Source organism: Pseudomonas sp. Tav-5-1A (assembly GCF_055755055.1).
The window spans coordinates 2997684-3023211 of the sequence record NZ_CM146901.1 but is presented as its reverse complement, the minus strand read 5'-3'; the positions used below and the strand labels follow the sequence as shown (position 1 = coordinate 3023211).

The window sequence follows — 25528 nt, the reverse complement described above, 5'->3', positions numbered from 1 at the left end:
AGACTCCAGCAAAGGTCAGGGTTACAGCGCGGTTGCCAGCGCCCGGATCAGGCGCAGGGTGTCGACGTCCAGCACGCTCTCGGCCACCGGCAGCGAGGACTGCTTGACGATGACCACCTGGCGGCTGAAATCCACGTAAAGGTACTGGCCATGAATGCCCACCGCCAGCAGCGCCTCGCCGGGGTACACGTACCACTGGCTGCGGTAGGTGGCACCGGGGCTCCACTGCGCGAACGCCGGGTTGGCGGCGTACACCGCCGGGTCGCCGCCGGCCAGCACGTTGTCGATCACCTGCCGCGGCAGCAGGCCCTGGCCGCCGGCCAGTAGCATGGCACCGAAGCGGGCCATGTCGCGCAGGGTGGCGTTGAAGCCGGCGCCGGCGACGTTGCGGCCCCAGGGGTCGGCGATGAAGAAGCCGTCGCGGTCACAGCCCAGGCCCTGCCACACCGTGCTCAACTGCTGGGCGCAGCTGACGCCGCTGGCGCGCTCCATCACCCAGGCCAGGGCCTCGGTGGTGGCGGTGACATAGTGGAAGAAGCCGCCGTGCTCGCCGTTCTTGCGGGTGGCGGGCAGGTATTCGTACAGCGATTGGTAAGCTGCCTGCACGTCGGCGGGCGGCAGCGTCAGGCCGCAGGCGTAGCCGAACTGCGAGCTGCCCGAGCGCGGGTCGTCGTAGACCTCGTCGTAATCGATGGCCACCGCCATGTCCAGCAGCTGCCGCACCGTGGCGTCGCCGAAGGCGCTGCCGGCCAGCTCCGGCACGTAGGCCGTGGCCAACGCTTGCTCCACCAGCACGCCCTGGCGCACCAGGTCCTGGGCCAGCAGGCCGATCAGCGACTTGGTCACCGAGAACATGATGTGCCGCTTCATCGGCGCGTGGCCGTTGAAATAGCGCTCCTGCACCACCGCCCCCGCTTTCATCACCAGCCAGCCGTCAGTGCAGCTGGCCAACAGGTGCTCGTGCAAGCCCACGCTGGCCCCCGAGGCGCTGTGAAACTGAAAGTTTTCAAGCCGTGGTTCGCCCTGAGGCAGCGGCTGCGCCGGCGCCTGGCCACGGGGAACGCTGATGCTGGGGCGAATACGGCCCAGGTTCAGGAACGCCCAGCGGTTGTACGGCGGCTGCATGAAGTTGTGCCAGGTGACGCGCGCCGCTGGCTGCGGCGGGAAGCCCTGCATCAACGCCGGGTGCGGCTCGGCGTCGGTGGCAGCGTAGGCGCTGCGCAAGGCCTGGTGAAAATCGGTGGTCATGAACGCTTCCCTCTGTCGTGATGGGAATAGTTTTATTGCGATAAAACGTTTTAGTCAAATAAAACATTTGCCTCGACTAATCCTTCGATTAGAATCAAGCACTTAAACCTTCGGGGTGCGGGAGACGGCATGAGCGGATTGCGGGAAAGGCAGAAGCAGCAGCGGCGAGAAGCCATTCTCGAGGCGGCGCTGGGCTTGTTCGACGACCAGGGGTTCGCCGCCACCACGGTGGAGCAGATAGCCGAGCGCACCGGGGTGTCGATCCCCACGGTGTTCAACTACTTCGGCAGCAAGCAGGACATTCTGCTGGCGGTGGTGGAACAGGCCGACCTGCGCGCCGTCACCGATGCCCAGCTGTCGATGCCGGCGTTCGATAACGCCGTGGACGCCATGTGCCACCTCGAAGCGCTGATCGTGCAGCACGAACTGCAGGTGCTGCCGCCCAGCATCTGGCGCGAGCTGCTACCGCTGGGGCTGGTGGGGCCCAAGCCTGCGACCGTGCTGCCGCTGAACGCGCGGCTGGTGGAAGAGATAGCGCGGCTGCTGCGCGACCTGCAGGCGCGCCAGTTGTTGAACCAGGCCATCGACGTGGATTTCGTGGCGTACTTCCTCAACGACTACAGCTCGATGCAGTTCATGCGCCTGGTACAGGAAGACCCACCGGACTTCACCGCGCACCAGGCGCGGGTGCGGCAGATGACGCAGATGCTGTTCGACGGCTTGGCGCCGCGGCCCGCTACCGCGTAGCAGCTGCCGAAGGCTGCGTCCGGACAACCGCGGCGCCTTTGGACGCGGCCTGCGGCCGCTGCTACAGGGGCCCTGCGATATACGCGGTTGGGTGATGCTGCCAGCCCCATGCGTTCACACCACGTAATCCACCTGGTGCCGGGCAATGCGGCAGGCGCCCAGGGCGCGTTTTACCCACAGGTGCTCGGGGTGCCCCAGGGCCCCCGGACGCCGCCTGACGGCAGCTGCCACAACACAGTTGCTGCTACGAGGCTGTTTGCCATTTTTGGCGCAGGAAGGTGGCGCTTTCGCGCATGGCCTGCACAGGGTCGGCGCCATTGGGCAGGCTGCATTCGCTGCTCAGCAGGCCCTGGTAGCCGCCCGCTTGCAGGTGGCGGAAGAAGCTGTCGTAGTCGTATTGGCCAGTGCCGGGGTTGAGGCGGCCAGTGTCGGCCAGGTGCACGTGGCTCAGCCAGCCCGGGTAGGCGCCGACCTCGGCCAACGGCTCGTGCTCCTGGTCCATGTGGTAGAAGTCGGCCAGGCCGCGTACTTCGTTGCGGTTCACGCGCCGCGCCAATTGCACGCCCTCGCCCACGCTGTTGATGAGGTTCGATTCGCTACGGTTCAGCGGCTCTATCACCAGCGTGGTAGGGCCGCCTTGCAGCAGGTCGGCGCACCAGCCCAGGGTGTGGGCGAACTGGTCTTCGGCCTGGGCGCGGCTCCAGCCGGGTGGAATGTCGCGGGTCCAGCCGCTGCCCAGCACCACGATGCGCGTGCCGGCCAGGGCCAGCAGCTGCACCACGCGCTCAAAGTAGCGGCGGTTGCGTGGCTCGTCGCGCTGCGGGCCGACTATCCTGAAGTCGCGCGGGAACAGGTAGCTGGAGGCCAGCGCCGGCAGGGGCAGATCGCGGATGCGCTGTTTGGCCTCGGCGAAGGCGGCGTCATCTTCAAGGTTCAACGGCACCAGTTGCACCTCGATGTAGTCCAGGCCAGCGGCGGCCATGTCGTGGGCTTTGTCGAGGGTGCCACACCATCCGAATTTCATCTGTGCGTCCTTGTAGCGGGTCAATGTCGTGTGCGGCGAATGGTGAAACCCGCCTGGCGGGTGGTCAAATCGCCGTCTGCCAATCAGCCCACTGCACGTTGCCCACAGGCGCGTCTACACAGCGCTCAAATTCGTCATTAACCATACAAATCAATGCGTTGAATTTATTCCATTGTGGACTTTCTGTTAATTCCACCCCCTGCGCCCATTCCCCACAAGTGGGCTGCGTTATGATGACCGCCCTCACCCGCCGACAAGGACCTTCACGGTGTTAAACGACGTCCCCCTGCGCGACCTGCAGCTGTTCTGCCTGGTGGTGCGCCACGCCAGTTTCCTCGGTGCGGCCCAGGCCAGCGGCGTCACCCAGGCGTCGGTGAGCAAGCGCATCAAGCAGCTGGAGACGGCGTTGGGGGTCAAACTGCTGCACCGCACCACCCGCAAGGTGAAAATCTCGGAAGCCGGCACCACCGTGTACCAGTACGCCCAGGCGCTGCTGGAACAGGCCCGCGCACTGGAAGAACAGCTAGCCGGCGCGCGGGCCGAACCCACGGGGGCGCTGCGGGTCAGTTCCAGCCAACGCCTGGGCCGGCGGCATATCGCGCCGCTCATCGGCGCGCTGCAGCAGGCCCACCCGGGGTTGCTGGTGTGGCTGGAACTGATGGACCGGCGGGTGGATCTGATCGAGGAAGGCTTCGACATCGACATCCGCGTTGGCGAGGTGGAAGAACCAGGGCTGATCCCCCATCACATCGCCAGCACCCCGCGCATCCTGTGCGCCAGCCCCGCCTACCTGGAGCGACATGGCCGACCGCGTACGCCCACAGACCTCGCCAACCACGACTGCATGGTGTTCCGCGACCGCGACGAGCCGTTCGGCACGTGGAAGCTCAAGGGGCCCGACCGCTGGGAGACGGTCAACGTGACGGGCAGCCTGGCGTCCAACGACAGCGAGGTGGCGTTGCGCTGGTGCCTGGCCGGGCACGGCATCGTGATGATGGCGGACTGGAACGTGCGGCAGCAACTGGGCGACGGCCGCCTGGTGCGGGTGCTGTCGAAATGGAGCCAGCCGGCGGATGTGTGGGCAGTAACCGTGGCCCGCACCGACCAGTCGGCCAAGGTGCGGGTGTGTATTGATTACTTGCGCCGTGAGTTGCGTGAGGGGCCGTATGCGTTGAACCAGACACAGGCGTGATGGCCAGGACGCGGCCTTGCGGCCGCTGCTACGGGGTTTTCGCTTACACCACGTAATCCACCTGGTGCCGCGCAATGCGGCAATCGCCCAGCACGCGCTTCACCCGCAGGTGCTCGGGGTGGGTGGCGTAGGCCGCCAGGGCCTGGGCCGAGGCGAACTCGCTGTACAGCACCACGTCGCAGGCGTAGTCGATACGACTGAAGTCCACCCCCACTTCGATCTTCAGCAGTCCCGGAATCAACCCCGCCAGCCCTTCGAACTGCTCCTTGAGGAACTGGCAGGCCTGGCGGTTGCGCTCCGGGGTGTCCCCCGCCAGGTTCCACATCACGATATGCTTGACGGTCTTGTCATCCATGGCCTCAGCCCTTGTTCTTCTGGTAAACATCCACGAACACGGCGGCCAGCAGCACCGCCCCCTTGATCATCTGCTGGTAATCGATACCGATGCCCATGATCGACATGCCGTTGTTCAGCACGCCCATGATGAACGCGCCAATCACCACGCCCACCACCTTGCCCACGCCACCGGAGGCCGAGGCGCCGCCGATGAACACCGCGGCAATCACGTCCAGTTCAAAGCCGGTGCCGCCGCGCGGGGTGGCGCTGTTCAGGCGCGCGACGAAGATCAGCCCCGCCACCGCCGCCAGCACGCCCATGTTGACGAAGGCGAAGAAGGTCACCCGCGCGGTGTTGATGCCCGATAGCCGCGCCGCCTTGAGGTTGCCGCCCACCGCGTACACCCAGCGGCCGATCACCGTGCGGTTCATGATGAAGGTGTACAGGCCAATCAGCACGCTCATGATCACCAGCACCGTGGGGATGCCACGGTAGGTGGACAGCAGGTAGCAGAAGTACCCGATCAGCGCGGTGACCACGCCGTTTTTCAGGGCGAACACCAGCATCGGCGCCACGTTGCCGCCACTTTTCAAGGTACGCAGGCGGCTGCGGTATTCGATCACCCAGAACGCCACGGCCACGGCGATGCCCAGCAGCAGCGAGGTGATGCGCAGCTGTTCATGGCTGAACAGTTCCGGCACGAAGCCTGAGCTGATGGCCGAGAACGCCGGCGGGAACGGGCCGATGGACTGCCCCTGGGAGATGGCAATGGTAGCGCCGCGGAAAATCAGCATGCCCGCCAGGGTAACGATGAACGACGGCATGCCCCACACCGCCACCCAATAGCCCTGGGCTGCGCCGATCAAGCCACCGGCCAGCAGGCAGATCAGGGTAACGGTGAAGAAATCGAGGCGGTACTGCACCATCAGCACTGCGGCGATGGAGCCGACCACGCCCACCACCGAACCGACCGACAGGTCGATATGGCCGCAGACGATGACCATCAGCATGCCCAGCGCCATCACTACGATGTAGCTGTTCTGCAGCAGCAGGTTGGTGAGGTTCAGCGGTTGCATCAGCGCACCGCCGGTGGCCACCTGGAAGAACACCATGATGACAATCAGCGATACCAGCAGGCCATACTCGCGCGCGCCGCGCTTGAACGAGGTCAGGGGGCCGGGTTTGGAAGAGAGAGGCAGGCTGGCTTCACTCATTGGATCACCTCGTTTTTCATGATTGCGTGCATGATTTTTTCCTGCGAGGCGTCGGCGGCGAGGAACTCGCCCACGAAACGCCCTTCGTTCATCACATAGATGCGGTCGCAGGTGCCCAGCAGCTCAGGCATCTCCGAAGAGATCATCACCACCGCGCGCCCTTCGCTGACCACCTGGTTGACCACACCGTAGATCTCGTACTTGGCGCCCACGTCGATGCCGCGGGTGGGCTCGTCGAGGATCAGCACCTTGGGGTCGGAGAACAGCCACTTGCCCAGTACCACTTTCTGCTGGTTTCCGCCCGAGAGCTTTTCCACCGACTGGGTCACGTCCGGGCTGCGAATACGCAACCGCGCGCGAAAGCCGTCGGCCACCGCCGTCTCGCCCAGTTCGTTCATCACCCAGCGCCGCGACACGGCGGCCAGGTTGGCCATGGAGGTGTTGTGGGTGATGCTGTCGCCCAGCACCAGGCCGGCGCCCTTGCGGTCTTCGGTGGCGTAAGCCAGGCCCTGGTCGATGGCCTTGCGCACAGTGCCCAGGTCCACCTCGCGGCCCTCCAGACGCGCCGTGCCACGCACGTTGACACCGTAGGAACGGCCGAACACGCTCATGGCGAACTCGGTGCGGCCGGCGCCCATCAAGCCGGCGATGCCCACCACTTCGCCGCGGCGCACGTGGAAGTTGATGTTGCGCACGCGGTCGCGCTCGGGCCGCTGGGGGTCGCCCACCGACCAATCGCGTACCTCGAACAGCGTCTCGCCAAGGGCCGGCACGCGCGTGGGGTAGCGGTCGGACAGCTCGCGGCCGACCATGCTGCGCACCACCCTGCCCTCGTCGATGCCGTCGGCGCGGCAGTCGATGACGTCGACGGTGCTGCCATCGCGGATCACCGTGATCTCATCGGCCACCCGGCCTATCTCGTTGAGCTTGTGCGAGATGATGATCGAGGTGATGCCGCGCCCCTTCAGCTCCAGCATCAGCCGCAGCAGGGTGTCGCTGTCTTTCTCGTTGAGGCTGGCGGTGGGCTCGTCGAGGATCAACAGGCGCACGTCCTTGGCCAGCGCCTTGGCAATTTCCACCATTTGCTGCTGGCCGATGCCCAGGTTGCCCACCAGGGTCTGCGGCCGTGCGTCCAGGCCCACCCGCGCCAGCAGGTCGCGGGCCTTGAGGTGCGCCGCGTCCCAGTCGATCACGCCGTGGTGGGCGATCTCGTTGCCCAGGAACAGGTTTTCGGTGATCGACAGCATCGGCACCAGCGCCAGTTCCTGGTGGATGATGCAGATGCCCAGCGCCTCGCTGTCACGCAGGCGCTGGAAGGTGCGCGGTGCACCGTCGAAAATGATTTCACCGTCGAAGCTGCCGTGGGGGTAGACGCCGCTGAGGATCTTCATCAGCGTCGACTTGCCGGCACCGTTCTCGCCGCAGATGGCGTGGATCTCGCCCGCGCCCACCTTGAGGTTGACACCGCTCAGCGCCTTCACCGCGCCGAAGCTTTTGCGGATGTCGCGCATCTGCAGAATCATTGCAGCTGCGCCTGGGTGTAGAACTTGGTGTCGTCCACCAGCACTTTCTGCCAATTGCCGCCGTTCACCAGTTGCGGGGTCAGCAGCTGGGTGGGCACTACCATGGAGCCGTTGTCATAGGAGGTGGTGTCGTTGACGCTGACCGCCTTGCCGCTGAGTTCGGCGTCCATCATCTGCGCGGCAGCCCCGGCCAGCGCGCGGGTGTCCTTGAAGACGGTGGAGGTCTGGTCGCCGCGGATGATCGACTTGACGCTGCCCACTTCGGCGTCCTGGCCGGTGACGATCGGCATCGCTGCCTTGCCGCTGCCGTAGCCCACGCCGCGCAGCGAGGACACCACGCCGTTGGCGATCTGGTCGTTCATGGCCAGCACGGCGTCCAGGTGCGCGGTGCTGTAGAAGGCGCTGAGCAGGTTGTCCATGCGCGCCTGGGCCAGGGCCCCGTCCCAGTTCGGCGTGGCCACTTTGTCGATGGCCTGCTGGCCGCTGCGAATCACCAGTTTGCCGCTGTCGATGTAAGGTTTGAGCTGCGACATCACCCCGGCGTACACCACGTGGGCATTGTTGTCGTCGGTGGAGCCGGCGAAAATTTCCAGGTTGAACGGGCCCTTGCCTTCCTTCAGGTGCAGCGCATCGACGATGGACTGGCCCTGCAGCACACCGGTGCGGTAGTTGTCGAAGGTCACGTAGTAGTCGAAGTCCTTGGAATTGCGGATCAACCGGTCATAGCTGATGACCTTGATGCCCTTCTCCTTCGCCTGCTTGAGCACGTCGGCCATGGTGGTGCCGTCGATGGGCGCGACGATCAGGCCCTTGATGCCCTTGACCATCATGTTTTCGATTTGCGACAGCTGCGTGGGCGCCTCGTACTGGGCGTATTGCAGGTCGGTGTCGTAGCCCAGCTGCTTGAGCGAGTCGACGATGTTGGCACCGTCCGACACCCAGCGCGCCTCGGTTTTCGACGGCATGGCGATGCCGATGGTGCCCTTGGTGTTGGTTTCCTGTTTGTTGCAGGCGGCCAGTGCCACCCCCAGTATCACGACAGCAGCGGCCTTGATGAATGTATGCATGGCGTCCTCGACTTTGTTGTTGTGGTTTTCTCGGGCATGCAGAGCCCCAGTCGGCTCGAAATCAATCGAGCCGAGCGGGCACTTCGCGTACCGGGACTGCGGGTGGTGTTACAGCGCCAGGGTGACTTCCTGGCCGTTGGCATCAGCGGACTCGAACAGTGCCTCGAGGATCACGTTGATGTCATGGGCCTGGGTGGCCGGCACGTTGGATGGCGCGCCGGTGTACACCGAGTGCATGAAGGCCGCGGCTTCGCGGTCGAAATACACCGGGTTGCCGATCTCGGCGATTTCCGGCGAATAGACCGTCTTGCGCACCGCCCAGATCTCCGGGAAGCTGTTTTCGTTCCAGTGGGTCCAGCCCTGCTGGTGGCCGTTCTTGCCGTCGTGGTACAGCTTGTACGAGGCCGGCATGGGCGTGGAATGCATCACGCCGTGGGTGCCGTAGGCGGTGATGTCCCAGCTTTCGGTCCAGGGCATCGGGTCCCAGGACATGAAGTCGATGGTCACCAGCTTGTCGTCATAGTTGAGCACCGCGCCCACGGCATCTTCGCGGGCCGAATCGCTCATCTGCCCGGCGAACTTGGTGATGCGCGCGTTCACTGATTTCGGCTTGCCGAAGTGCAGCAGGATGCGATCGATGGTGTGGCAGCCGATCACGTAGAACGCGCCGCCACGGTCGCCCGGCTGCTTCATGTGGTTGGTGTCGGCCTCGTCGTGGGAGCAGCCGGCGTGGGCGCGCACCTGCAGCACCTTGCCGATCTCGCCGCTCTGCAGCACCTGCTGCATCTTTTCCACCGACGGCGCGTAGCGCCAGCAGTAGCCCACCTGGAACAGGCCGCCGGTGCGTTCGACGGCTTCGACGATACGCTGGGTGTCCTGGGTGCCGCGGCCGGCGGGTTTTTCGCACAGCACTGCCTTGCCGGCTTCCAGGGCCTCGATGGCCCACTCGGCCATCAGGTAGCTCTTGGGGTGCACCAGCACGATGTGCACGTTGGGGTCGGCGAGGATTTCTTCCTTGCTGCGCGGCTGCACGTCCAGGGCGTCGCAGAACGGCTGCAGCAGCGGCGTGTCGTCGTAGGCGCCGTGGAACTGCACGTTGACCAGGCGCTTGAAGGCCTTGACGCGGCCCGAGGTGTGCGGGTGGGTAATGCCCAGGCAGGCCACGCCGATTGGGGTGCCGCGCTCACGTTGGTAAGTCATGGTTGTTCTCCTGTTATCCGCGGCTTAAATCTTGACCGTGCGGCCGCTGGCCACCGATTCCACGCAGGCGTCGGCCAGTTTCAGGGCTTTCAGGCCATCCTGCACGGTGGTGGGCAGCGGCTTCTTGTGCACCAGGGCGTCGATGTAGGCTTCCAGTTCCGACTTGTAGGCCTGCTGGTAGCGTTCCAGGAAGAAGTTCAGCAACGGCTCGCGGGCGTCGGTAACGTCCTGGCTCCAGCGGCGGATGGTAGTGGGCCGCAGGTTGTCCATTTGCAGCATGCCCTTGGCGCCGAACACCTCGATGCGCTGGTCGTAGCCGTACACCGCGTTGCGGCAGTTGTTGATGTGGCACTGCTTGCCCGAGGCGGTCTGCATCTGCACCATGGCGGTGTCGTAGTCGTCGTACTTTTCCATCATGGCCGGGTCAATCAGGCGGCTGCCGATGGCGTTGATTTCCACCGGCTCCTCGCCCAGCAGCCAGCGGCCGATGTCCAGGTCGTGAATGGTCATGTCGCGAAAGATGCCACCCGAATGCTGGATGTAGTCTTCCGGTGCCAGGCCCGGGTCGCGGCTGGTGATGACCACCTGGCGCACTTCGCCGATGTCGCCGGCGTCGATGGCAGCGCGCATTTCAGCGAAGGTGCTCTCGAAGCGGCGGTTGAAGGCCAGCATCACGCGGCCGTTCAGGCGCTCCACTTCTTCCACCGCGGCCAGGCTCTTGGCCATGTCCAGGTCGATGGGTTTTTCGCACAACACCGCCTTGCCCTGGCGCACGGCGCGCAGCATCAGGTTGATGTGGGTGTGGGTGGGCGTGCCGATGACGATGGCATCGACGTCGGCGCGGTCGATGGCCGCCTCGCAATCGGTCATGGCTTCGGCGCCCAGCTCATCGGCCAGGCGCGAGGCCGCTTCGGCGAAGGGGTCGGCCACCACCACCAGTTTGGCCAGTTTGCTCGCGGCCACGTTGGCGGCGTGGATCTTGCCGATACGGCCTGCGCCCAGCACTGCGATACCTACCATGTTGTTTCTCCTGAAAACGCTGTTGTTTGTATGTGTGGGAGCTGGCTTGCCAGCGAGCTGTTGAACGGCTGAAAGGCTCGCTGGCAAGCCAACTCCCACATTTTTTTCAGAACTTGATGTTTTCAAACTGCGCCATGGTGGTGTCGAAGGCCCGCTTGGCCGCGACGTCCAGGGGCAGCTTGCGCAGCTCGGCGCTGATCAGCTCCACGCCCCAGGGGCCGCGGTAGCCGACGTTGACCACTTGCTGAATGAACTCCGGCACGTCCAACTGCCCTTCCCCACACAGCTTGCGGTGGTGGGTGGAGTCGTTGAAGAACGACTCGACCACCGCATGGTTGGCGTCGTCCAGCTCGATGGACTTGATCAGTTCCAGCGGGATCTTGCTGATTTCGTCGAAGCTCATGCCGCCACGGGCCACGTGCCAGGTGTCCACCAGCAGGCCGCCGTTGGGGCGCACGCCTTCGGTGACGGCGATGGCGCGGTCGATGGTGTTGACGCTGGAGAACGGCAGGAACTCGATGACCACGTTGGTGCCATAGGGCGCCGCGGCATCACAGAGGATGGCGAAGGCGTCACGCATGCGCGCCACGTCAGGTGGGCCTTCCTCGAACAGGCCGCCGGCCACTTTCAGGCTGCGCGCGCCCAGCTCGCCGGCTATTTCCAGCAGCTCGTCGCGAATCACGTGGGAGGCCGCCAGCACGTCACCTTCCAGGTGCCAGTCGGTCAGGAACTCGACCTCCACGTGCTTGATGCCGTTGTCCTTGAGAATGTTGCGCACGGTGGAGATGCCCAGCTTGGCGACGTTGTGCACCAAGTCCGCGTGCACCAGGCCCATGCCGCGCCAGCCGGCCTTGGCGGCCGCCTCGGCACGCGCCTGCAGGGAAAACGGGCTGATCTCGCTGGGCGCGCCGGGGTAGGTATCACCGGCCAGGGTCCAGTAGGCTGCAAGCAGTTCAACGTTTTTGTCGGGCATGTCGATCACTTTTGATTGTCGTTGAAGATCGGGTCGAGGTATCAGGCCGTAGTCAGGACGAAGTCCCAGTTCACGGCCAGGTAAGGCACTTGCAGGTCGTAGCGCTGGGCCGTGGCCGCGTCGCGCTGCGTGGTGAATTCGGCGATCAGCTCTTTCTTCACGCCGAACACCGTGTCCTCGTGCAGGTACGGGCAGTCGGGGGTGAAGATGTGGGTAATGACCTGGTCGTAGCCGGGCGCGGTGACGATGAAGTGCAGGTGCGCGGCGCGGTTGGGGTGGCGCCCCAGCTGGCCTAGCAGCTTGCCCACCGGGCCGTCGGCCGGAATCGGATAATGCCGTGGCTTCACCGTGCGGAAGGCGTAGTAGCCGTCGGCGTCGGTGGTAAACAGGCCGCGCAGGTTGTACTCGGGCTGCACGCCCTTCTGCTGCACGTCGTAGAAGCCGTCGTCGTTGGTCTGCCAGATGTCCAGGGTGGCACCGACCACCGGGTTGCCCGCGGTGTCCAGCACCCGGCCGCTGACCAGGGTAGGCTCGCCCTTGCCGTCCAGGCAGATGTTGGCGCCGTTCTCGTAGCGCGGCGCGTCGGCCACGTAGAACGGGCCGAGGATGGTGTTGGGGGTGGCGCCACTGGGGCGGCGGTGGTTGATGGCGTCCACCAGCATGGTCACGCCCAGCACGTCAGACAGCAGAATGTATTCCTGGCGCCAGTCGGTGCACATATGGCCGGTGGTGGTGAGAAATTCGATGGCCTTGAACCACTCTTCGTGGGTGGGCTCGATTTCCTTGATAGCCGCGTGCAGGTGGCGGGTGATGACTGACATGACCTCGCGCAGGCGCGGGTCGGCTTCGGCGGTGATGCGCGCGTTGACGATCTCGGCCGAACGCTCTTCCTCGAAGAGCCCGCCTACGGGCGTGTCGGTGTTCAGGTGAGCAGTCATGGCTTGATGTCCTTGATCATTATTGTGGAAGGCCGGTGGTCGGTGTCAGCAGGGATTGGCGTTGGCACTGGCGCGGCGCCAGGTGCGGCCGCCCAGGCGCTGCTGCATGAATTGCTCGATCTGCTCCAGGGTCATGCCCTTTGTTTCAGGCAACCACAAGGTGCAGAACACGATGGAGCCGATGTTGATGACGGCGAACAGGAAGAAGGTCATGCCGCCCATCACGCTGAGCATCAGCGGGAAGGCGAAGGCGACGACGGCGTTGAACAGCCAGAAGATGCCGACGCTGATGCCGTTCATCAAACCGCGCACGTGGGTGGGGAACAGTTCGGACATCAGCAGCCAGTACACCGGGCCGATGCACATCTGCATGAAGAACAGGAACATCAGCACGCCGCCCAGCGCCAGGTAGCTTTGCAGCAGCGAGTGGGGCATGAAGTTCATCACCACGCCGAGGAAGATCTGCGCCAGCACCACCACGGTCAGGCCCAGCAGCAGGATCGTGCGCCGGCCCAGGCGGTTGATCAACCACATGCCGATCAGCGTCGCCACCACCGCCACCACGCCGTTGCCGATGGTGGCGATCAGGGCGGCGTGGGTGCCCATGCCGGTTTCCTTGAGAATCATGGGGGTGTAGTACATGAAGGCGTTGACGCCGGTGAACTGGATGATGAAGCCCAGGGCGATGCCAATGCCCAGCAGCTTGAGCAGCCAGGGCTCGGCGAGCTTGGCCAGGCTGCCGCCATGGCGGCGCTCGACGTCGCACTGGGCGATGATTTCCTTCAACTCACGGTCCACTTCGCGGTGGGTGTCGCGGATGCCCAGCAACGTGGCTTTGGCTTCGTCGATGCGGCCCTTACTGACCAACCAGCGCGGCGACGAAGGCACGAAATGCATGCCCACGTACAGCAGCGCCGCCGGAATCAGCGCGATGGCCAGCATGTAGCGCCACACCGAGGGGCTTTCGAACAGGTGCACCAGGCCGGCGCTGGCGATGTAGGCCAGGCATTGGCCGGAGACAATCATCAGTTCACTCTGGCACACCAGCCGGCCGCGATGCTTGGGCGCGGCCAGCTCGGCGATCAGCACCGGCACTGCCGACGAGGCGCCGCCCACGGCGATGCCCAGCACGAAACGGGTGGCGACCATGCTCCACAGGGTGGGCGACAGCGCAGTGCCCAGGGCGCCCAGGGCAAACAGCACGGCCAGGGCCTTGAGCACGCCGAGGCGGCCATAACGGTCGGAGAGTTGGCCGGCGAACAGTGCGCCGAAAGCGCCGCCGAAGATCAGTGCCGAGGCCACCAGGCCTTCGGACATGGGCGTAAGGCCCAGGCCGCCCTGGGCGGGTTCCAGGGCCATGAATGGCAATGCGCCGGAGATGACCCCGGTGTCGTAACCGAACCCCAACGAGCCCATGGTGGTGATGGCGGCAATGCGCCAGAGGATTTTCGCGGACGCGCCGGTAGCGGCTTGAGTGCGGGGCATGAGGTCAACCTTTATTGAATTTATGTGTTCGCTCAGTGGGGTCGAGACTACCGGGGTTGAAGTGGAAGAAAAATGCCGTAACGGCAATTGTGTTTTCCGCTGGGTGGAAGACTGATGTACCGCATATTCCCAGCAACACCGCGGCGCCGCCGGACGCCGCCCCCCCGTAGCAGCGGCCGCAGGCCGCGTCCGCAAGCGCCGCACATTTAAACAACCCTCAACGCGTCCAATGACGCTCGTATTCGTGCGTGTTGAAATCAGCCAGCAGAAACTCGATGAACACCCGCAACTTCGCCGGCATGTAGCGCCGGCTCTGGAACGCCATGTTGATGGTCAGCCGTGGCAAATCCCAATCGTCCAGCACCGGTATCAAGCGCCCCGCCACCAAGTCGGCGTTGATGATGTACTTGGGCTGCACCAGGATGCCGCCGCCGGCCAGGGCGGCAGCGCGCACTATCTGGCCGTCGTTGGTTTCCAGGATCGGCTCGGCCTTGAACGCCGCCTCTTCCTTGCCTCGGGTGAAGCGCAGGGTGCGCGGCTGGTTGGCGTGGCTGTAGATCAGCAGGTCATGGTTGGCCAGGTCGTCGATCGACCTGGGCGTGCCCTTGCGCTGCAGGTAGCCGGGGGACGCCGCCAGCACCCGGCGGGTCTCGGCCAGGCGGCGAATGGTGATGTTGGAGTCCGGCTCGTATTCCTTGGTGCGGATGGCCAGGTCGATCTCGCTGTCGATGATGTCGAAGTAGCGGTTCTCGCCCAGCAGCTTCACGGTGATGTGCGGGTACAGCTTGCGGAACGCCGGAATCAGCGGCGCGATGTGCAGCATGCAGAAGGAAATCGACGAGGTGATGGTCAGCGTGCCCACCGGCTGCACCAGCGATTCACTCAGCGAGGCCTCGGCTTCCTTCAGTTCGCCCAGCAGGCTTTTGCAGCTGGCATAGAACTGGTGGCCGGAATTGGTCAGGGCCAGGCGCCGGGTATTGCGGTCGATCAGCCGCGTGTTCAGGCGCTGCTCCAGCGCCACCAGGTGGCGGCTGGCGGCGGCGTTGGAAAGGCCCAGAATCTCTGCCGCCTTGCTCAGGGTGCCCACTTCGGCGGTCAGTACAAACAGCTCAAGTTCGGTCAGGCGGTCCACTGTGTACGTCCTTTTTATTTTTTCACAGGTGAAATAAAGAATTCCGCGAGCGGCCTTTTCTTACATCCTGCGGAACTATAACGTGCGGCGCTACAGGCTGAGAAGCGTGCTGCCCCGCAGGAGTGACGATGCGCGATTTGGACGAAACCACCATTACCCAGGCAGTGCTGGCCTCTAACCGCGGCACCGGCGATGCGCGCCTGTGCGAGCTGATGACCAGCCTGGTGCAGCACCTGCACGCCTTCGCCCGGGACATCAAGCTGACCGAAGCCGAATGGCGCCAGGGTATCGAGTTTCTTGGCCAGGTGGGCCAGGTGGCGCCGGCCAGCGAGGAATTCGCGCTGCTGTCCAACGTGTTGGGGCTGTCGACCCTGGTATTGGCGCAGAACGAGCGCAAGCCGGCGGCCTGCACCCAGGCCACCGCCTTCTACGTAGCCCCCGGCCCGAGTGCCGTGCTGCACGACCTGGGCGCCGACATCAACCCGCACCTGGGCGGCCCCAAGGGCTACGTGCAGGGCGTGGTACGCGACGACAAGGGCGCCGCCGTGCCCTACGCCGAACTGCACCTGCGCGTGGCCGGGGTGGAGGCGTTGCTGCAGGCCGACGACCAGGGCCGCTACCATTTCAGCACCTCGTTGCCCGGCAGCCAGCAAGTGCGCCACGACGGCCCGGTGAACCAGCTGCTGAGCGTGCTCAACCGCCATGCCTGGCGCCCGGCGCACCTGGCGTTTTCGGTAAGCGCCAGCGGCTACCAGCCGCTGACCACCCATGTGTACCGTGAAGGCGACCCGTACCTGGACTCGGACGCGCTGTTTGCCGTGCGCCCGTCGCTGATCACCCAGTGGCAATGCCAGCCGGCAGGCGCCACGCCCGATGGCGGCCACAGCGACGAGGTGTTCTACACCCTTGCGTTCGACTTTGTCCTGGCGAAACACGCCTGAACCCTGCCCCTGGAGGCCCCCTTGCACGACGATCACGCTGCCATTGCCGCGCTGGAACACCAGCGCTACCAGGCCATGCGCCTGGGCGACCTGGACACCTTCGCACGGCTTGCCCACCCGGACCTGGTCTACGTGCATTCCAATGGCGTCAAGGACACCCTGGCCGCCTATCTGGAAAAGTGCCGCCAGGGCCTGTACCTGTACCACCGCATCGACCACCAGGTGCACGAGGTGCGCCGCCTGGGCGACACCGCCCTGGCGTTCGGCGAGATGACGGCCGACATCACCTCCCACGGTGTCGCCAAGACCCTGCACAACCGCACGCTGAGCGTCTGGCTCAACAGCGGCGGGCAATGGGCGCTGGTCGCCTACCAGCCCACCGCCGTCGTCCAGCGCCCCGTCACTTCTCAAGGAGACCTGCCCCATGTCCACGCCCCCATTCGTCTATAACGGCCAGCCGTCACGCGTCATCTTCGGCCAGGGTTCGCTGCAACAGCTGGAAGCGGAGATCGACCGCCTGGGCGCCAAGCGCGCGCTGGTGTTGTGCACCCCCGAACAGCGCGCCCAGGCCGAGCACATTGCGCAATTGCTGGGTGAGCGCGCCGCCGACATTTTCGACAAGGCGGTGATGCACGTGCCCATCGAGACCGCGCGCGAAGCCCGCGAGGTAGCCCGGCGCCTGGGCGCAGACTGCGCCGTGGCCATTGGCGGCGGCTCCACCACCGGCCTGGGCAAGGCCATTGCCATGGATTCCGGCCTGCCGATTCTGGCCATTCCCACCACCTACGCCGGCTCGGAGATGACCCCGGTGTTCGGCCTCACCGAAAACGGCCTGAAACGCACCGGCAAAGACCCGCGCGTGCTGCCGAAAACCGTGATCTACGACCCTGAGTTGACCGTCAGCCTGCCGGTGGAAATGTCCATCACCAGCGGCATGAACGCCATCGCCCACGCCGCCGAAGGGCTGTACGCCCAGGACGGCAACCCGGTGATGTCGCTGATGGCCGAGGAAGGCATCCGCGCCCTGGCCGCAGGCCTGAAAAGCATCCACCGCGACCCCGCCGACCTGGCTGCCCGTGGCGACTGCCTGTACGGCGCCTGGCTGTGCGGCACGGTGCTGGGCAACGTCGGCATGGCCCTGCACCACAAGCTGTGCCACACCCTGGGCGGCAGCTTCAACCTGCCCCACGCGCAAACCCACACCATCGTCTTGCCCCACGCCATCGCCTACAACCAGTCGGCGGCGCCGGCGCTGTCGCGCATCAGCCGCGCGCTGGGCGTGGACAGCAGCCCGGCGCAGGCGCTGTTCGACCTGTCCAGCTCGCTGGGCGCGCCCACCCGCCTCAAGGACCTGGGCCTGACCGAGGTCGACCTGGACCGCGCCACCGACATCGCCCTTTCCAACCCCTACTGGAACCCGCGCGCCATCGAGGCCACGGCCATTCGCCAGCTGCTGCAGGACGCCTACGACGGCGTGCGCCCGCAGTAATCAGTACGGCAGGTTGAACGGGGTGACGATCTGCACCTGCGAGGGTGCGATGGGCCCCGTTTTCCACACCCGGTGGTACTGCAGGATGTGCAGGAACAGGTTGCGTGCATCCACCTGCAGGTTGTGGTCGATGACCGCAGCCATCTGCTGTTCTTCCAGCAGCTGGCGGTTTTCCTCGTCCAGGTCGTGGCCGATGAACACCTCCAGCGGCCGCCCGCACGCGGCGAAGGCGTCGACGATGGCGCGGTTGCCGCCGCCCACGCTGTACACCGCGCGCAAGCCGGGGTGCTGGGCAAGCGCCGCGGTAACCCGCTCGCGGGTGCGCTCGTACACCCCATAGCCGCCGCTGATATCAATCACCTGCACGTGCGGGGCGTGGGCGCGCAGCCACATGCGCAGGCCCATCTCGCGCTCCTCCTCGCCGCGGAACAAGGCGCTGCCGATGACCACCGCCACCTGCTGCGCCTGAGGCGCCAGCCAGCGGGACAGCAGGTAGGCGGCGGTCTGCCCGGCGGTGCGGTTGTCCATGCCCACATAGCCGATGCGCTCGCTGTGCGGCAGGTCGGTGACCAGGGTCACCACGGGAATGCCGGCGGCGCTTAGCTGCTTCACCGCCTGGTTCACCACCGGCTCGTCGGCGGCCTTCAGCACCACGCCCTGGCTGCCGGTGTGCAGGCAGCGCAGCAGTTGGTCGTGCATGGCCTGGGGCTCGATTTCCTCGAACAGGTGAAAGCGCGGGGCAATGCGGAACGGCGCCAGGCTGCCCAGCTGCTGGGTGATGGCCGCCTGCACGGCGGCGCTGAAGCGCTTGGGCGTGTGCATGATCACATCGACATGGAAGGTGCGGCCCACGGCCAGGCCGTTCTGCTCCTGGGCCTCCAGTTCGCCCAGGGCCTGCTCGATGCGCCGCTGGGTCTGGTAATGCACGCTGCCGCGCTGGTGCAGCACGCGGTCGACGGTGGCCTTGCTGACCCCGGCCTGGGTCGAGAGCTGCTTGATGGAGAAGTGCCGGGCGCGTTCGAGAAGGGTCATGGGCGTGAGGTTTTTCTGAGGTCTTTTTGGGGTTTGACGAGGTCAGCGCAATGCTAGTCTCAGTTTCGCCAGGCGTCGAGCCAGGGCAGCACAACAACAAAAAACCAGGAGCAAACCCATGGCAGCAGCTGACCTCAACCGCCCCTTCCACGGCCAGTATTTCGTCGTCACCGGCAGCACCCAGGGCCTGGGCGCGGCCGTGGCGCACACCCTCGCCCAGCGTGGCGCCGCCGGCCTGATCATCTGCGGCCGCCGCCAGGCCGAAGGCCAGGCCCAGGTGCAGGCACTGGCCCGGCTCGATTGCCAGGCGCACTTCGTGCAGGCCGACCTCGAACGCGTGGAAGACTGCCGCGCCATCATCCAGGCCGCGCGCACCCACTTCGGCACCCTGCACGGGCTGGTCAACTGCGCGGGCATGTCCGACCGCGGCACCATCCTCGACACCTCGCCCGAGCTGTTCGACCGGCTGTTCGCGGTGAACGTGCGCGCGCCGTTCTTCCTCATGCAGGAGGCCATCAAGCTGATGATCGGCCAGGGCGTGGCCGGCGCCATCGTCAATATCCAGAGCATCGTCGGCCACGGTGGCCCGGCGTACCTGTGCCCCTACTCCACCTCCAAGGGCGCGCTGGCGGTGCTGACCAAGAATGTCGCCTTCAGCGCCCTGCGCAACCGCATCCGCGTCAACGGCCTGAACATCGGCTGGATGGACACGCCCCACGAGGACGAGATCCAGCGCCGCTACCACGGCGCCCAGGACGGCTGGCTGGAACGGGCCGAGCAAGGGCTGCCGTTTGGCCGCCTGCTCAAGCCTGAAGAAGTAGCGCGCAGCGTCGCCTACCTGCTGTCCGCCGAGTCGGGAATGATGACCGGCACCGTGCTCGACCTTGAGCAAGGCGTAGTCGGCTGCGGCGACGACACCGCGCCGCGCCCCAGCGGCCCGCTGACCCTGCCGGAGGGCGCCTGATGAACAGCCCATCGGTATTCGTGCGCAGCGACGCCGTGCAGCTGCAGGACTTCAGCCGCCTGTGCGAGCAACAGGCGCTGCCCCAGCACTACCCGCTGTGCGCCGAGGTGCAGGCCAATGTGCCCATCTACCAGGCTCACACCCTGCGCGACGCCGAGCGCGGCGCGGTGCTCAACGAGCTGCACCAGTTGTTCAGCCAGGGCCCGGGGGTGATGGTGGTGCGCCAGGCCTACACCGACCTGGCAGTGGTGGACCGCCACAGCGAGGTGTTCGACGCCATCTTCGCCGAAGAGGCAGCCCAGGGCGTGGCAGCCGACCATTTCGCCAAGGCCGGCAGCAACGGGCGCATCTGGAACGCTTTGCAGAAGGCCGCGCTGCACTCGCCGGCCTCGTTCATCGAGTACTACGCCAACCCGCTGCTGGGGCTGATCGCCGAGGCCTGGCTGGGCCCGGATTTCCAGGTCACCGCCCAAGTCAACGTAGTGCACCCCGGCGGCCAGGCGCAGCAGCCGCACCGCGACTACCACCTGGGCTTCCAGGTGCCGGAAGTGGTGGAGCGCTTCCCGCTGCCGCTGCACGTGCTGTCCCAGTACCTGACCCTGCAGGGCGCCATCGCCCATTCGGACATGCCGCTGGACACCGGGCCGACCCTGCTGCTGCCGTTTTCCCAGCAGTACCCGCTGGGCTACCTGGCCTGGCGCCGCCCGGAGTTCATCGAGTACTTTCAGGCGCATGCGGTGCAGCTGCCGCTGAACAAGGGCGACCTGCTGTTCTTCAACCCGGCGCTGTTCCATGCAGCCGGTACCAACCGCACTGCCGACCGCCAGCGCATGGCCAACCTGCTGCAGATTTCCTCGGCGTTCGGCAAGCCCATGGAGGCCCTGGACCGCGAACGCATGATGCTGGCGCTGTACCCCTGCCTGCTGCAGCAGGTGCGCGACCAGGTGCTGAGCGCCGAGCAGGTGGCGGCGGTGGTGGCCTGCACCGCGGACGGCTATTCGTTCCCCACCAACCTCGACACCGACCCGCCCCTGCACGGCCTGGCCCCGCAGACCGGGCAACAGCTGATGCTGGCGGCACTGGCCGAAGGCTGCAGCGTGGCCACTTTTACCGAGCGCGTGCAGCAGTTGCGCGACAAACGCAGGGCCTGAACATCCTTCCAACAATAACGACAAAGCGGATCTACCCATGAAAAAACAAATGCTCGCCGTGCTGTTCAGTGCCCTGCTGTCCCCCCTGGCCATGGCCGATGTGCGCATCGGCATCAGCATCGCCCAGGTGGATGATGTGTTCCTGGCGCAGATGCGCGACTACATGGCCGCCCACGGCAAACAGCTGCAGGGCGTGACCCTGCAGTTCGAGGACGCCCAGGGCGACGTGGTACGCCAACTCAACCAGGTGCTCAGCTTCACCGCCCAGGGCATGGACGCCATCATCGTCAACCCGGTGGACACCGCCGCAACTGCCAAGATCACCGAAGACGCGCAAAAGGCCCACATCCCGCTGGTGTACGTCAACCGTCGCCCGGAAACCCCGCAGTTGCCAGTGGGCGTGGGCTACGTGGGCTCGGACGAGGTGAAGGCCGGGGAAATGCAGATGCGCTACCTGGCTGACAAAATGGGCGGCAAGGGCAACCTGGCGATCATGCTCGGGCTGTTGTCCAACGACGCCACCCACAACCGCACCCGCGGGGTGAAAAGCGTGCTCAAGGACTACCCCAATATTCACGTGGTGGAAGAGCAGACCGCCGACTGGCAGCGCAGCAAGGCCATGGACCTGATGAACAACTGGATCGTCTCGGGCAAGCAGATCGACGCCGTGGCCGCCAACGCCGACGAGATGGCCATCGGCGCTGCCATGGCCATCCGCCAGGCCGGCCTGCAGCCGGGCAAGGACATCCTGGTGGGCGGCAGCGACGGCGGCCCGGCGGGCCTCGAGGCGATCAAGAAGGACGACCTGAGCGTGACCGTGTACCAGGACAACAAGGGCCAGGCCTACGGCTCCATCGACCTGGCGCTGAAGATGGTGCGCAAGGAACCCTACCAGGCGGAGCTGACCATCCCCTACCAGCTGATTACCAAGGCCAACTACCAGCAGTTTGTGAACCCCTAGCGGTTACCGGGGCGCCTCGGTCTATACTGGGGCTGCTTCCCCCGTACAGCCGACCGGGCAGGACACGTGAAATCGACGACACTCATCACCGCGTTGCTCTGTCTGTTGCTGGGCCCACTTGGCAAGGTCGCCGCCGCCGAGCCTTACCGGGTGGTAACCGAAGAGTGGGCCCCGTACAACTACCTGGAAAACAATCAGCTCACCGGCATGACCACCGACGTGGTCCGGGCGATCATGGCGCTGACCGGGGATGACTTCCAGGTGCAGCTGCTGCCCAGCATGCGCAGCACCCATGCCCTGCAGACCCGCCCCCGGACAATCATGTTTTCGCTGTTCCGCACTGCCGCGCGCGAGCCGCTGTACAAATGGGTCGGGCCTATCGTCGAAGAGTCGATCTACCCCTACCAGCTGGCCAGCGCGCCCCAGCAACTCGACTCCCGCGAGCAGCTGCTGCACGCCCCGCAGATCACCACCCGGCAGGCCGGGCTGGTGCCTGAACAGCTGGAGGCGCAGGGTTTCGGCAACCTCGACAAGAGCGCCGCCAGTAACCTGCAGCTGTACCGCATGCTGCTGGCCGGCCGTACTGGCATCATCATCGGCGACACCGCGGCGGGCGTCGCCTACTACAGCCAGGTGCTGCACATTGCCCCGGGCACCCTGCGGCAGATCCCCGTGGAGCTGTATCGCTCATCACTCTACATCGCCTTCAGCCAGGACTCGGATGACAGGCTGGTGGCGGCGTGGGGCCGAGCCCTGGAACAGCTGCGGCAGTCGGGCGAGCTGGCGCGCATCCAGCGCCGTTACATCGAGCGCTGAGCGGCCTACCAGCGGTACGGAAAGCGGCCGTTGCTGCGCTTGATGGCGTTGCCGCGCCAGCGCAGGTACAGGCCCCGCACCAGAATGGCTTCCAGCTGCGCAACCATCCACGGGCTGTACAGGAACGGCGTGGCGCTGGCGCTGCTGAGCACGGTCTCGGCCTTCACCCATTGCCACTCCATGACCTCGTCAGGCGCTGGCAGCGGCGCGTCGCGGGTCACCGCGCGGAACACCTCGACGCCTGCGCACGCAGGGTCCGCCGGCTGGCTGAAGTCGTCCATCAACAGCTCCACCTGCTCCACGGCAATGCCCAGCTCGCAGGCCGACCTGCGCAGCAGCGCCTGGTCCAGCGCCTCGCCTGGCTGGGCGTGGCCATGCAGCGAGTTGCTCCACACCCCCGGCCACACGCGCTTGCCCAACGCGCGGCGGGTAATCAGTACCCTGCCCTGGGCATCGAAGATGTAGCAGGAAAAGGCCTTGGCAACTTGCGGTGTGTGGAGGGCGTGCGTGGGCATAAGAACTTCGCGTAATCGGACAAGCCTGCACGATGAACGCAAATGAATGGGCAATCCATTCACTAAAGGGTGCATCATTGATAAGCGCCCGCTTATGAATCCCGTAGCAGCTGCCGCCAGGCGGCGTCCGGGGCCCTGCGGTGTTGCCATGACGCGGCCTGCGGCCGCTGCTACGGGAACGCGTGTACATGGTCGCGATGCAGACGACGCGGTTTCAAGGCGTTGCTGCTACGGACTGTGGGAGCTGGCTTGCCAGCGAGCTGTTGAGGCCTTGAAAACTCGCTGGCGAGCCAGCTCCCACAAAGACAGTTGCTGCTACAGTGGTGCGACGTGCATGGCCTGCGCATTGCGCCCTCAAGGAGAACCCCTTCGCTCATGATCATTTCGGCTGCCACCGACTACCGCGCTGCGGCGCAAGCCAAACTGCCGCCTTTCCTGTTCCATTACCTCGACGGCGGCGCCTACGCCGAGCATACCCTGCGGCGCAACGTCGACGACCTGGCCGACATCGCCCTGCGCCAGCGGGTGCTGCGCAATATGGCCGAGCTGAGCCTGGAGACCCAGTTGTTCGGCGAGACCTTGAGCCTGCCAGCGGCGCTGGCGCCCATCGGCCTGTGCGGCATGTTCGCCCGGCGCGGTGAGGTGCAGGCGGCGAAGGCGGCCGATGCCAAGGGCATTCCGTTCACGCTGTCGACGGTGTCGGTGTGCCCTATCGAAGAGGTGGCGCCGGCCATCAAGCGGCCCATGTGGTTCCAGCTGTACGTGCTCAAGGACCGCGGCTTCATGAAGAACGCCCTGGAGCGCGCCCGGGCCGCGGGGGTTACCACGCTGGTGTTCACCGTCGACATGCCGGTGCCCGGCGCGCGGTATCGCGACGCGCACTCGGGCATGAGCGGCCCCAACGCGCCGCTGCGGCGCATGCTGCAGGCAGTCACCCACCCGGTCTGGGCCTGGGACGTGGGCTTGCTGGGCCGGCCCCACGACCTGGGCAATATCTCCACCTACCGTGGCCACCCCACCGGCCTTGCCGACTACATCGGCTGGCTGGGCAGCAACTTCGACCCGTCGATTTCCTGGAAGGACCTGGAGTGGATTCGTGACTACTGGCAGGGGCCGATGGTGATCAAGGGCATCCTCGACCCCCAGGACGCCCGCGACGCGGTGACGTTCGGCGCCGATGGCATCGTGGTGTCCAACCACGGCGGTCGCCAACTGGACGGTGTGCTGTCCAGCGCCCGCGCGCTGCCGGCGATTGCCGATGCGGTGAAGGGCGAGCTGGCGATACTGGCGGACTCGGGGGTGCGCAACGGGCTGGACATCGTGCGGATGATTGCCCTGGGGGCCGACACGGTGTTGTTGGGCCGCGCCTTTATCTATGCGCTGGCCGTCGCCGGCGGTGCCGGCGTGAGCAACCTGCTCGACCTGATCGAAAAGGAAATGCGCGTAGCCATGGTGCTGACCGGCGCGAAGTCGATCAAGGAAATCACCCGCGAGTCGTTGGCCGCCACCGCCTTCGCTGCCGCCCCGTAGCAGCGGCCGCAGGCCGCGTCATCGGCGACGCGTTGGACCTGACACGCCCCGTGGTGAGGACGCCGCCTGCGGCAGCTGCTACAGGGGGTGTTTCAACAGGGCCAGCATGCGTTCGACGTCGGCGCGCTGCTCCTTGCCGCCGGGCACGAACGCGCAATACGGGTGCCCCAACTGCAACGACGCGGTGGACAGGGCAATCAACCGCCCCGCCTCCAGGTCCGGCGCGGCCAGGGCCTGCTGCCCCAGCGCAATGCCCATGCCCAGCCGCGCCAGGGTCACCGACAGGCTCGACAGCCCCGACCGCCGCCCCAGCGCCGGGTCTGGCGAGCGCTGCACCTGCCGCGCCGCAAACCAGTCGCTCCACGTAGGGTGCGAGGCGTAATTGGCGCCCCACTGGGTGTGGATGAACAGGCTGGGGGGCAACTGGCCCAGGTCGAACTGCGGGTTGCCGTGGCGGTACCACAGCTCTGGCGTGCACACCGGCACCACCTGGTCATGGAACAACGGTACCGCCTTGCACGCCGGATAATGGTAGTCGCCGTAGCTGACGCGAATATCCACGTCATGCCGGGCCAGGTCCACCGGGTCGTCCTCCACGCGCACGTCCACCGACAGCTGCGGGTACACCTCCAGCAGCCGCGCCAGGCGCGGGGCCAGCCAGCCCTCGGCGAGGGAAAACGGCACGCTGACGATCAGCCGCGTGCGCACCTCGCCCTCCAGGGTGCGCAGAGTCATGCTGGCGATTTCGCCCAGGGCCCGGGCGGTCTGCGGGTACACCGCAAGGCCGGCATCGGTCAGCGCAAGGCGGTTGCCGCTGCGGGTGAACAGCTTCTTGCCGAAGTAATCCTCCAGGTGGCGGACCTGCAGGCTCACGGCCGCCGCCGACACCCCCAGCTCGCTGCCAGCCAGCACAAAGCTGCCCAGCCGGGCAGCCACTTCAAAGGTACGCAGGGCATTCAGCGGTGGCAGGCGCATGGGGCTTTCCCTCCAGTTTTTCTGCGGGAAGCCTAACAATTTCTGCCGTTGTTGC

At 65.7% G+C, this 25528-nt stretch carries 25 protein-coding genes; 10 read left to right on the top strand and 15 right to left on the bottom strand.

Annotation, left to right across the window (positions count from 1 at the left end):
- Positions 1–21: 21 nt before the first annotated feature.
- A complete protein-coding gene (locus tag AC0J42_RS13795; RefSeq protein WP_473006577.1) occupies positions 22–1248 on the bottom strand; it encodes a serine hydrolase domain-containing protein in 1227 nt (408 codons plus the stop codon).
- Positions 1249–1377: 129 nt separating this feature from the next.
- Between AC0J42_RS13795 and AC0J42_RS13790 the strand changes: the two genes are divergently transcribed.
- Complete coding sequence (locus tag AC0J42_RS13790) at positions 1378–1995, top strand: TetR/AcrR family transcriptional regulator (protein WP_473006575.1); 618 nt, start codon at positions 1378–1380, stop codon at positions 1993–1995.
- A gap of 244 nt (positions 1996–2239) precedes the next feature.
- Here the strand turns inward: AC0J42_RS13790 and AC0J42_RS13785 are convergent, their stop codons facing one another.
- On the bottom strand, positions 2240–3019 hold the full coding sequence (locus AC0J42_RS13785; RefSeq protein ID WP_473006574.1) for a sugar phosphate isomerase/epimerase family protein: 780 nt from the start codon (positions 3017–3019) through the stop codon (positions 2240–2242).
- A gap of 268 nt (positions 3020–3287) precedes the next feature.
- Here AC0J42_RS13785 and AC0J42_RS13780 point away from each other — a divergent pair, with 268 nt between their 5' ends.
- A complete protein-coding gene (locus tag AC0J42_RS13780) occupies positions 3288–4211 on the top strand; it encodes a LysR family transcriptional regulator (protein WP_473006573.1) in 924 nt (307 codons plus the stop codon).
- Positions 4212–4254: 43 nt separating this feature from the next.
- Here the strand turns inward: AC0J42_RS13780 and AC0J42_RS13775 are convergent, their stop codons facing one another.
- The 10 genes from AC0J42_RS13775 to AC0J42_RS13730 all read right to left on the bottom strand — a co-directional run bounded on the left by AC0J42_RS13775 (position 4255) and on the right by AC0J42_RS13730 (position 15099).
- A complete protein-coding gene (locus tag AC0J42_RS13775; protein WP_473006572.1) occupies positions 4255–4566 on the bottom strand; it encodes a Dabb family protein in 312 nt (103 codons plus the stop codon).
- A gap of 4 nt (positions 4567–4570) precedes the next feature.
- The gene (gene mmsB, locus AC0J42_RS13770; RefSeq protein ID WP_473006571.1) at positions 4571–5761 is read right to left on the bottom strand and encodes a multiple monosaccharide ABC transporter permease; all 1191 of its coding nucleotides are present in this window, start codon (positions 5759–5761) and stop codon (positions 4571–4573) included.
- A complete protein-coding gene (mmsA, locus tag AC0J42_RS13765; RefSeq protein WP_473006570.1) occupies positions 5758–7284 on the bottom strand; it encodes a multiple monosaccharide ABC transporter ATP-binding protein in 1527 nt (508 codons plus the stop codon). The genes mmsB and mmsA overlap by 4 nt, the downstream gene beginning before the upstream one ends.
- Complete coding sequence (gene chvE, locus AC0J42_RS13760) at positions 7281–8351, bottom strand: multiple monosaccharide ABC transporter substrate-binding protein (RefSeq protein ID WP_416424098.1); 1071 nt, start codon at positions 8349–8351, stop codon at positions 7281–7283. Before chvE ends, mmsA begins: the two co-directional genes overlap by 4 nt.
- 108 nt (positions 8352–8459) lie before the next feature.
- Positions 8460–9551, bottom strand: a complete 1092-nt coding sequence (locus tag AC0J42_RS13755; protein ID WP_473006569.1) for a Gfo/Idh/MocA family protein — start codon at positions 9549–9551, stop codon at positions 8460–8462.
- Between the two features lie 24 nt (positions 9552–9575).
- Complete coding sequence (gene iolG, locus AC0J42_RS13750) at positions 9576–10571, bottom strand: inositol 2-dehydrogenase (RefSeq protein ID WP_473006568.1); 996 nt, start codon at positions 10569–10571, stop codon at positions 9576–9578.
- 106 nt (positions 10572–10677) lie between these two features.
- Positions 10678–11544, bottom strand: a complete 867-nt coding sequence (locus AC0J42_RS13745) for a sugar phosphate isomerase/epimerase family protein (protein WP_473006567.1) — start codon at positions 11542–11544, stop codon at positions 10678–10680.
- Between the two features lie 41 nt (positions 11545–11585).
- Complete coding sequence (locus tag AC0J42_RS13740; RefSeq protein ID WP_473006566.1) at positions 11586–12482, bottom strand: intradiol ring-cleavage dioxygenase; 897 nt, start codon at positions 12480–12482, stop codon at positions 11586–11588.
- Between the two features lie 45 nt (positions 12483–12527).
- A complete protein-coding gene (locus AC0J42_RS13735) occupies positions 12528–14003 on the bottom strand; it encodes a sugar porter family MFS transporter (RefSeq protein WP_473006854.1) in 1476 nt (491 codons plus the stop codon).
- 181 nt (positions 14004–14184) lie between these two features.
- On the bottom strand, positions 14185–15099 hold the full coding sequence (locus AC0J42_RS13730) for a LysR family transcriptional regulator (protein WP_473006565.1): 915 nt from the start codon (positions 15097–15099) through the stop codon (positions 14185–14187).
- A 128-nt stretch (positions 15100–15227) separates the two neighbouring features.
- Between AC0J42_RS13730 and AC0J42_RS13725 the strand changes: the two genes are divergently transcribed.
- Genes AC0J42_RS13725 through AC0J42_RS13715 form a run of 3 tightly spaced genes read left to right on the top strand, consistent with a single transcriptional unit; the run spans position 15228 to position 17529 of the window.
- Complete coding sequence (locus AC0J42_RS13725; protein WP_473006564.1) at positions 15228–16040, top strand: dioxygenase family protein; 813 nt, start codon at positions 15228–15230, stop codon at positions 16038–16040.
- Positions 16041–16061: 21 nt separating this feature from the next.
- Entirely contained in the window at positions 16062–16490 is a 429-nt protein-coding gene (locus tag AC0J42_RS13720; protein ID WP_473006563.1) for a nuclear transport factor 2 family protein, read from the top strand.
- Entirely contained in the window at positions 16465–17529 is a 1065-nt protein-coding gene (locus AC0J42_RS13715; RefSeq protein WP_473006562.1) for a maleylacetate reductase, read from the top strand. The genes AC0J42_RS13720 and AC0J42_RS13715 overlap by 26 nt, the downstream gene beginning before the upstream one ends.
- On the opposite strand, the gene AC0J42_RS13710 is transcribed toward AC0J42_RS13715, so the two are convergent.
- Positions 17530–18561 carry a LacI family DNA-binding transcriptional regulator gene (locus AC0J42_RS13710; protein WP_473006560.1) on the bottom strand — a complete coding sequence of 344 codons (1032 nt, stop codon included), beginning with the start codon at positions 18559–18561 and terminating at the stop codon, positions 17530–17532.
- A gap of 118 nt (positions 18562–18679) precedes the next feature.
- Between AC0J42_RS13710 and AC0J42_RS13705 the strand changes: the two genes are divergently transcribed.
- From AC0J42_RS13705 to AC0J42_RS13690, 4 genes are all read left to right on the top strand, one after another.
- Complete coding sequence (locus AC0J42_RS13705) at positions 18680–19525, top strand: SDR family oxidoreductase (RefSeq protein WP_473006559.1); 846 nt, start codon at positions 18680–18682, stop codon at positions 19523–19525.
- Positions 19525–20676 carry a phytanoyl-CoA dioxygenase family protein gene (locus tag AC0J42_RS13700; protein ID WP_473006558.1) on the top strand — a complete coding sequence of 384 codons (1152 nt, stop codon included), beginning with the start codon at positions 19525–19527 and terminating at the stop codon, positions 20674–20676. Before AC0J42_RS13705 ends, AC0J42_RS13700 begins: the two co-directional genes overlap by 1 nt.
- Positions 20677–20713: 37 nt before the next feature.
- A complete protein-coding gene (locus AC0J42_RS13695; RefSeq protein ID WP_473006556.1) occupies positions 20714–21637 on the top strand; it encodes a sugar ABC transporter substrate-binding protein in 924 nt (307 codons plus the stop codon).
- A 66-nt stretch (positions 21638–21703) separates the two neighbouring features.
- Complete coding sequence (locus tag AC0J42_RS13690) at positions 21704–22453, top strand: substrate-binding periplasmic protein (RefSeq protein WP_416424083.1); 750 nt, start codon at positions 21704–21706, stop codon at positions 22451–22453.
- Between the two features lie 5 nt (positions 22454–22458).
- On the opposite strand, the gene idi is transcribed toward AC0J42_RS13690, so the two are convergent.
- The gene (gene idi / locus AC0J42_RS13685) at positions 22459–22968 is read right to left on the bottom strand and encodes an isopentenyl-diphosphate Delta-isomerase (RefSeq protein WP_416424082.1); all 510 of its coding nucleotides are present in this window, start codon (positions 22966–22968) and stop codon (positions 22459–22461) included.
- A 375-nt stretch (positions 22969–23343) separates the two neighbouring features.
- Between idi and lldD the strand changes: the two genes are divergently transcribed.
- On the top strand, positions 23344–24498 hold the full coding sequence (gene lldD, locus AC0J42_RS13680) for an FMN-dependent L-lactate dehydrogenase LldD (protein WP_473006555.1): 1155 nt from the start codon (positions 23344–23346) through the stop codon (positions 24496–24498).
- 78 nt (positions 24499–24576) lie between these two features.
- Here lldD and AC0J42_RS13675 read toward each other — a convergent pair whose 3' ends face one another.
- On the bottom strand, positions 24577–25473 hold the full coding sequence (locus AC0J42_RS13675) for a LysR substrate-binding domain-containing protein (RefSeq protein WP_473006554.1): 897 nt from the start codon (positions 25471–25473) through the stop codon (positions 24577–24579).
- Between the last annotated feature and the right edge of the window lie 55 nt (positions 25474–25528).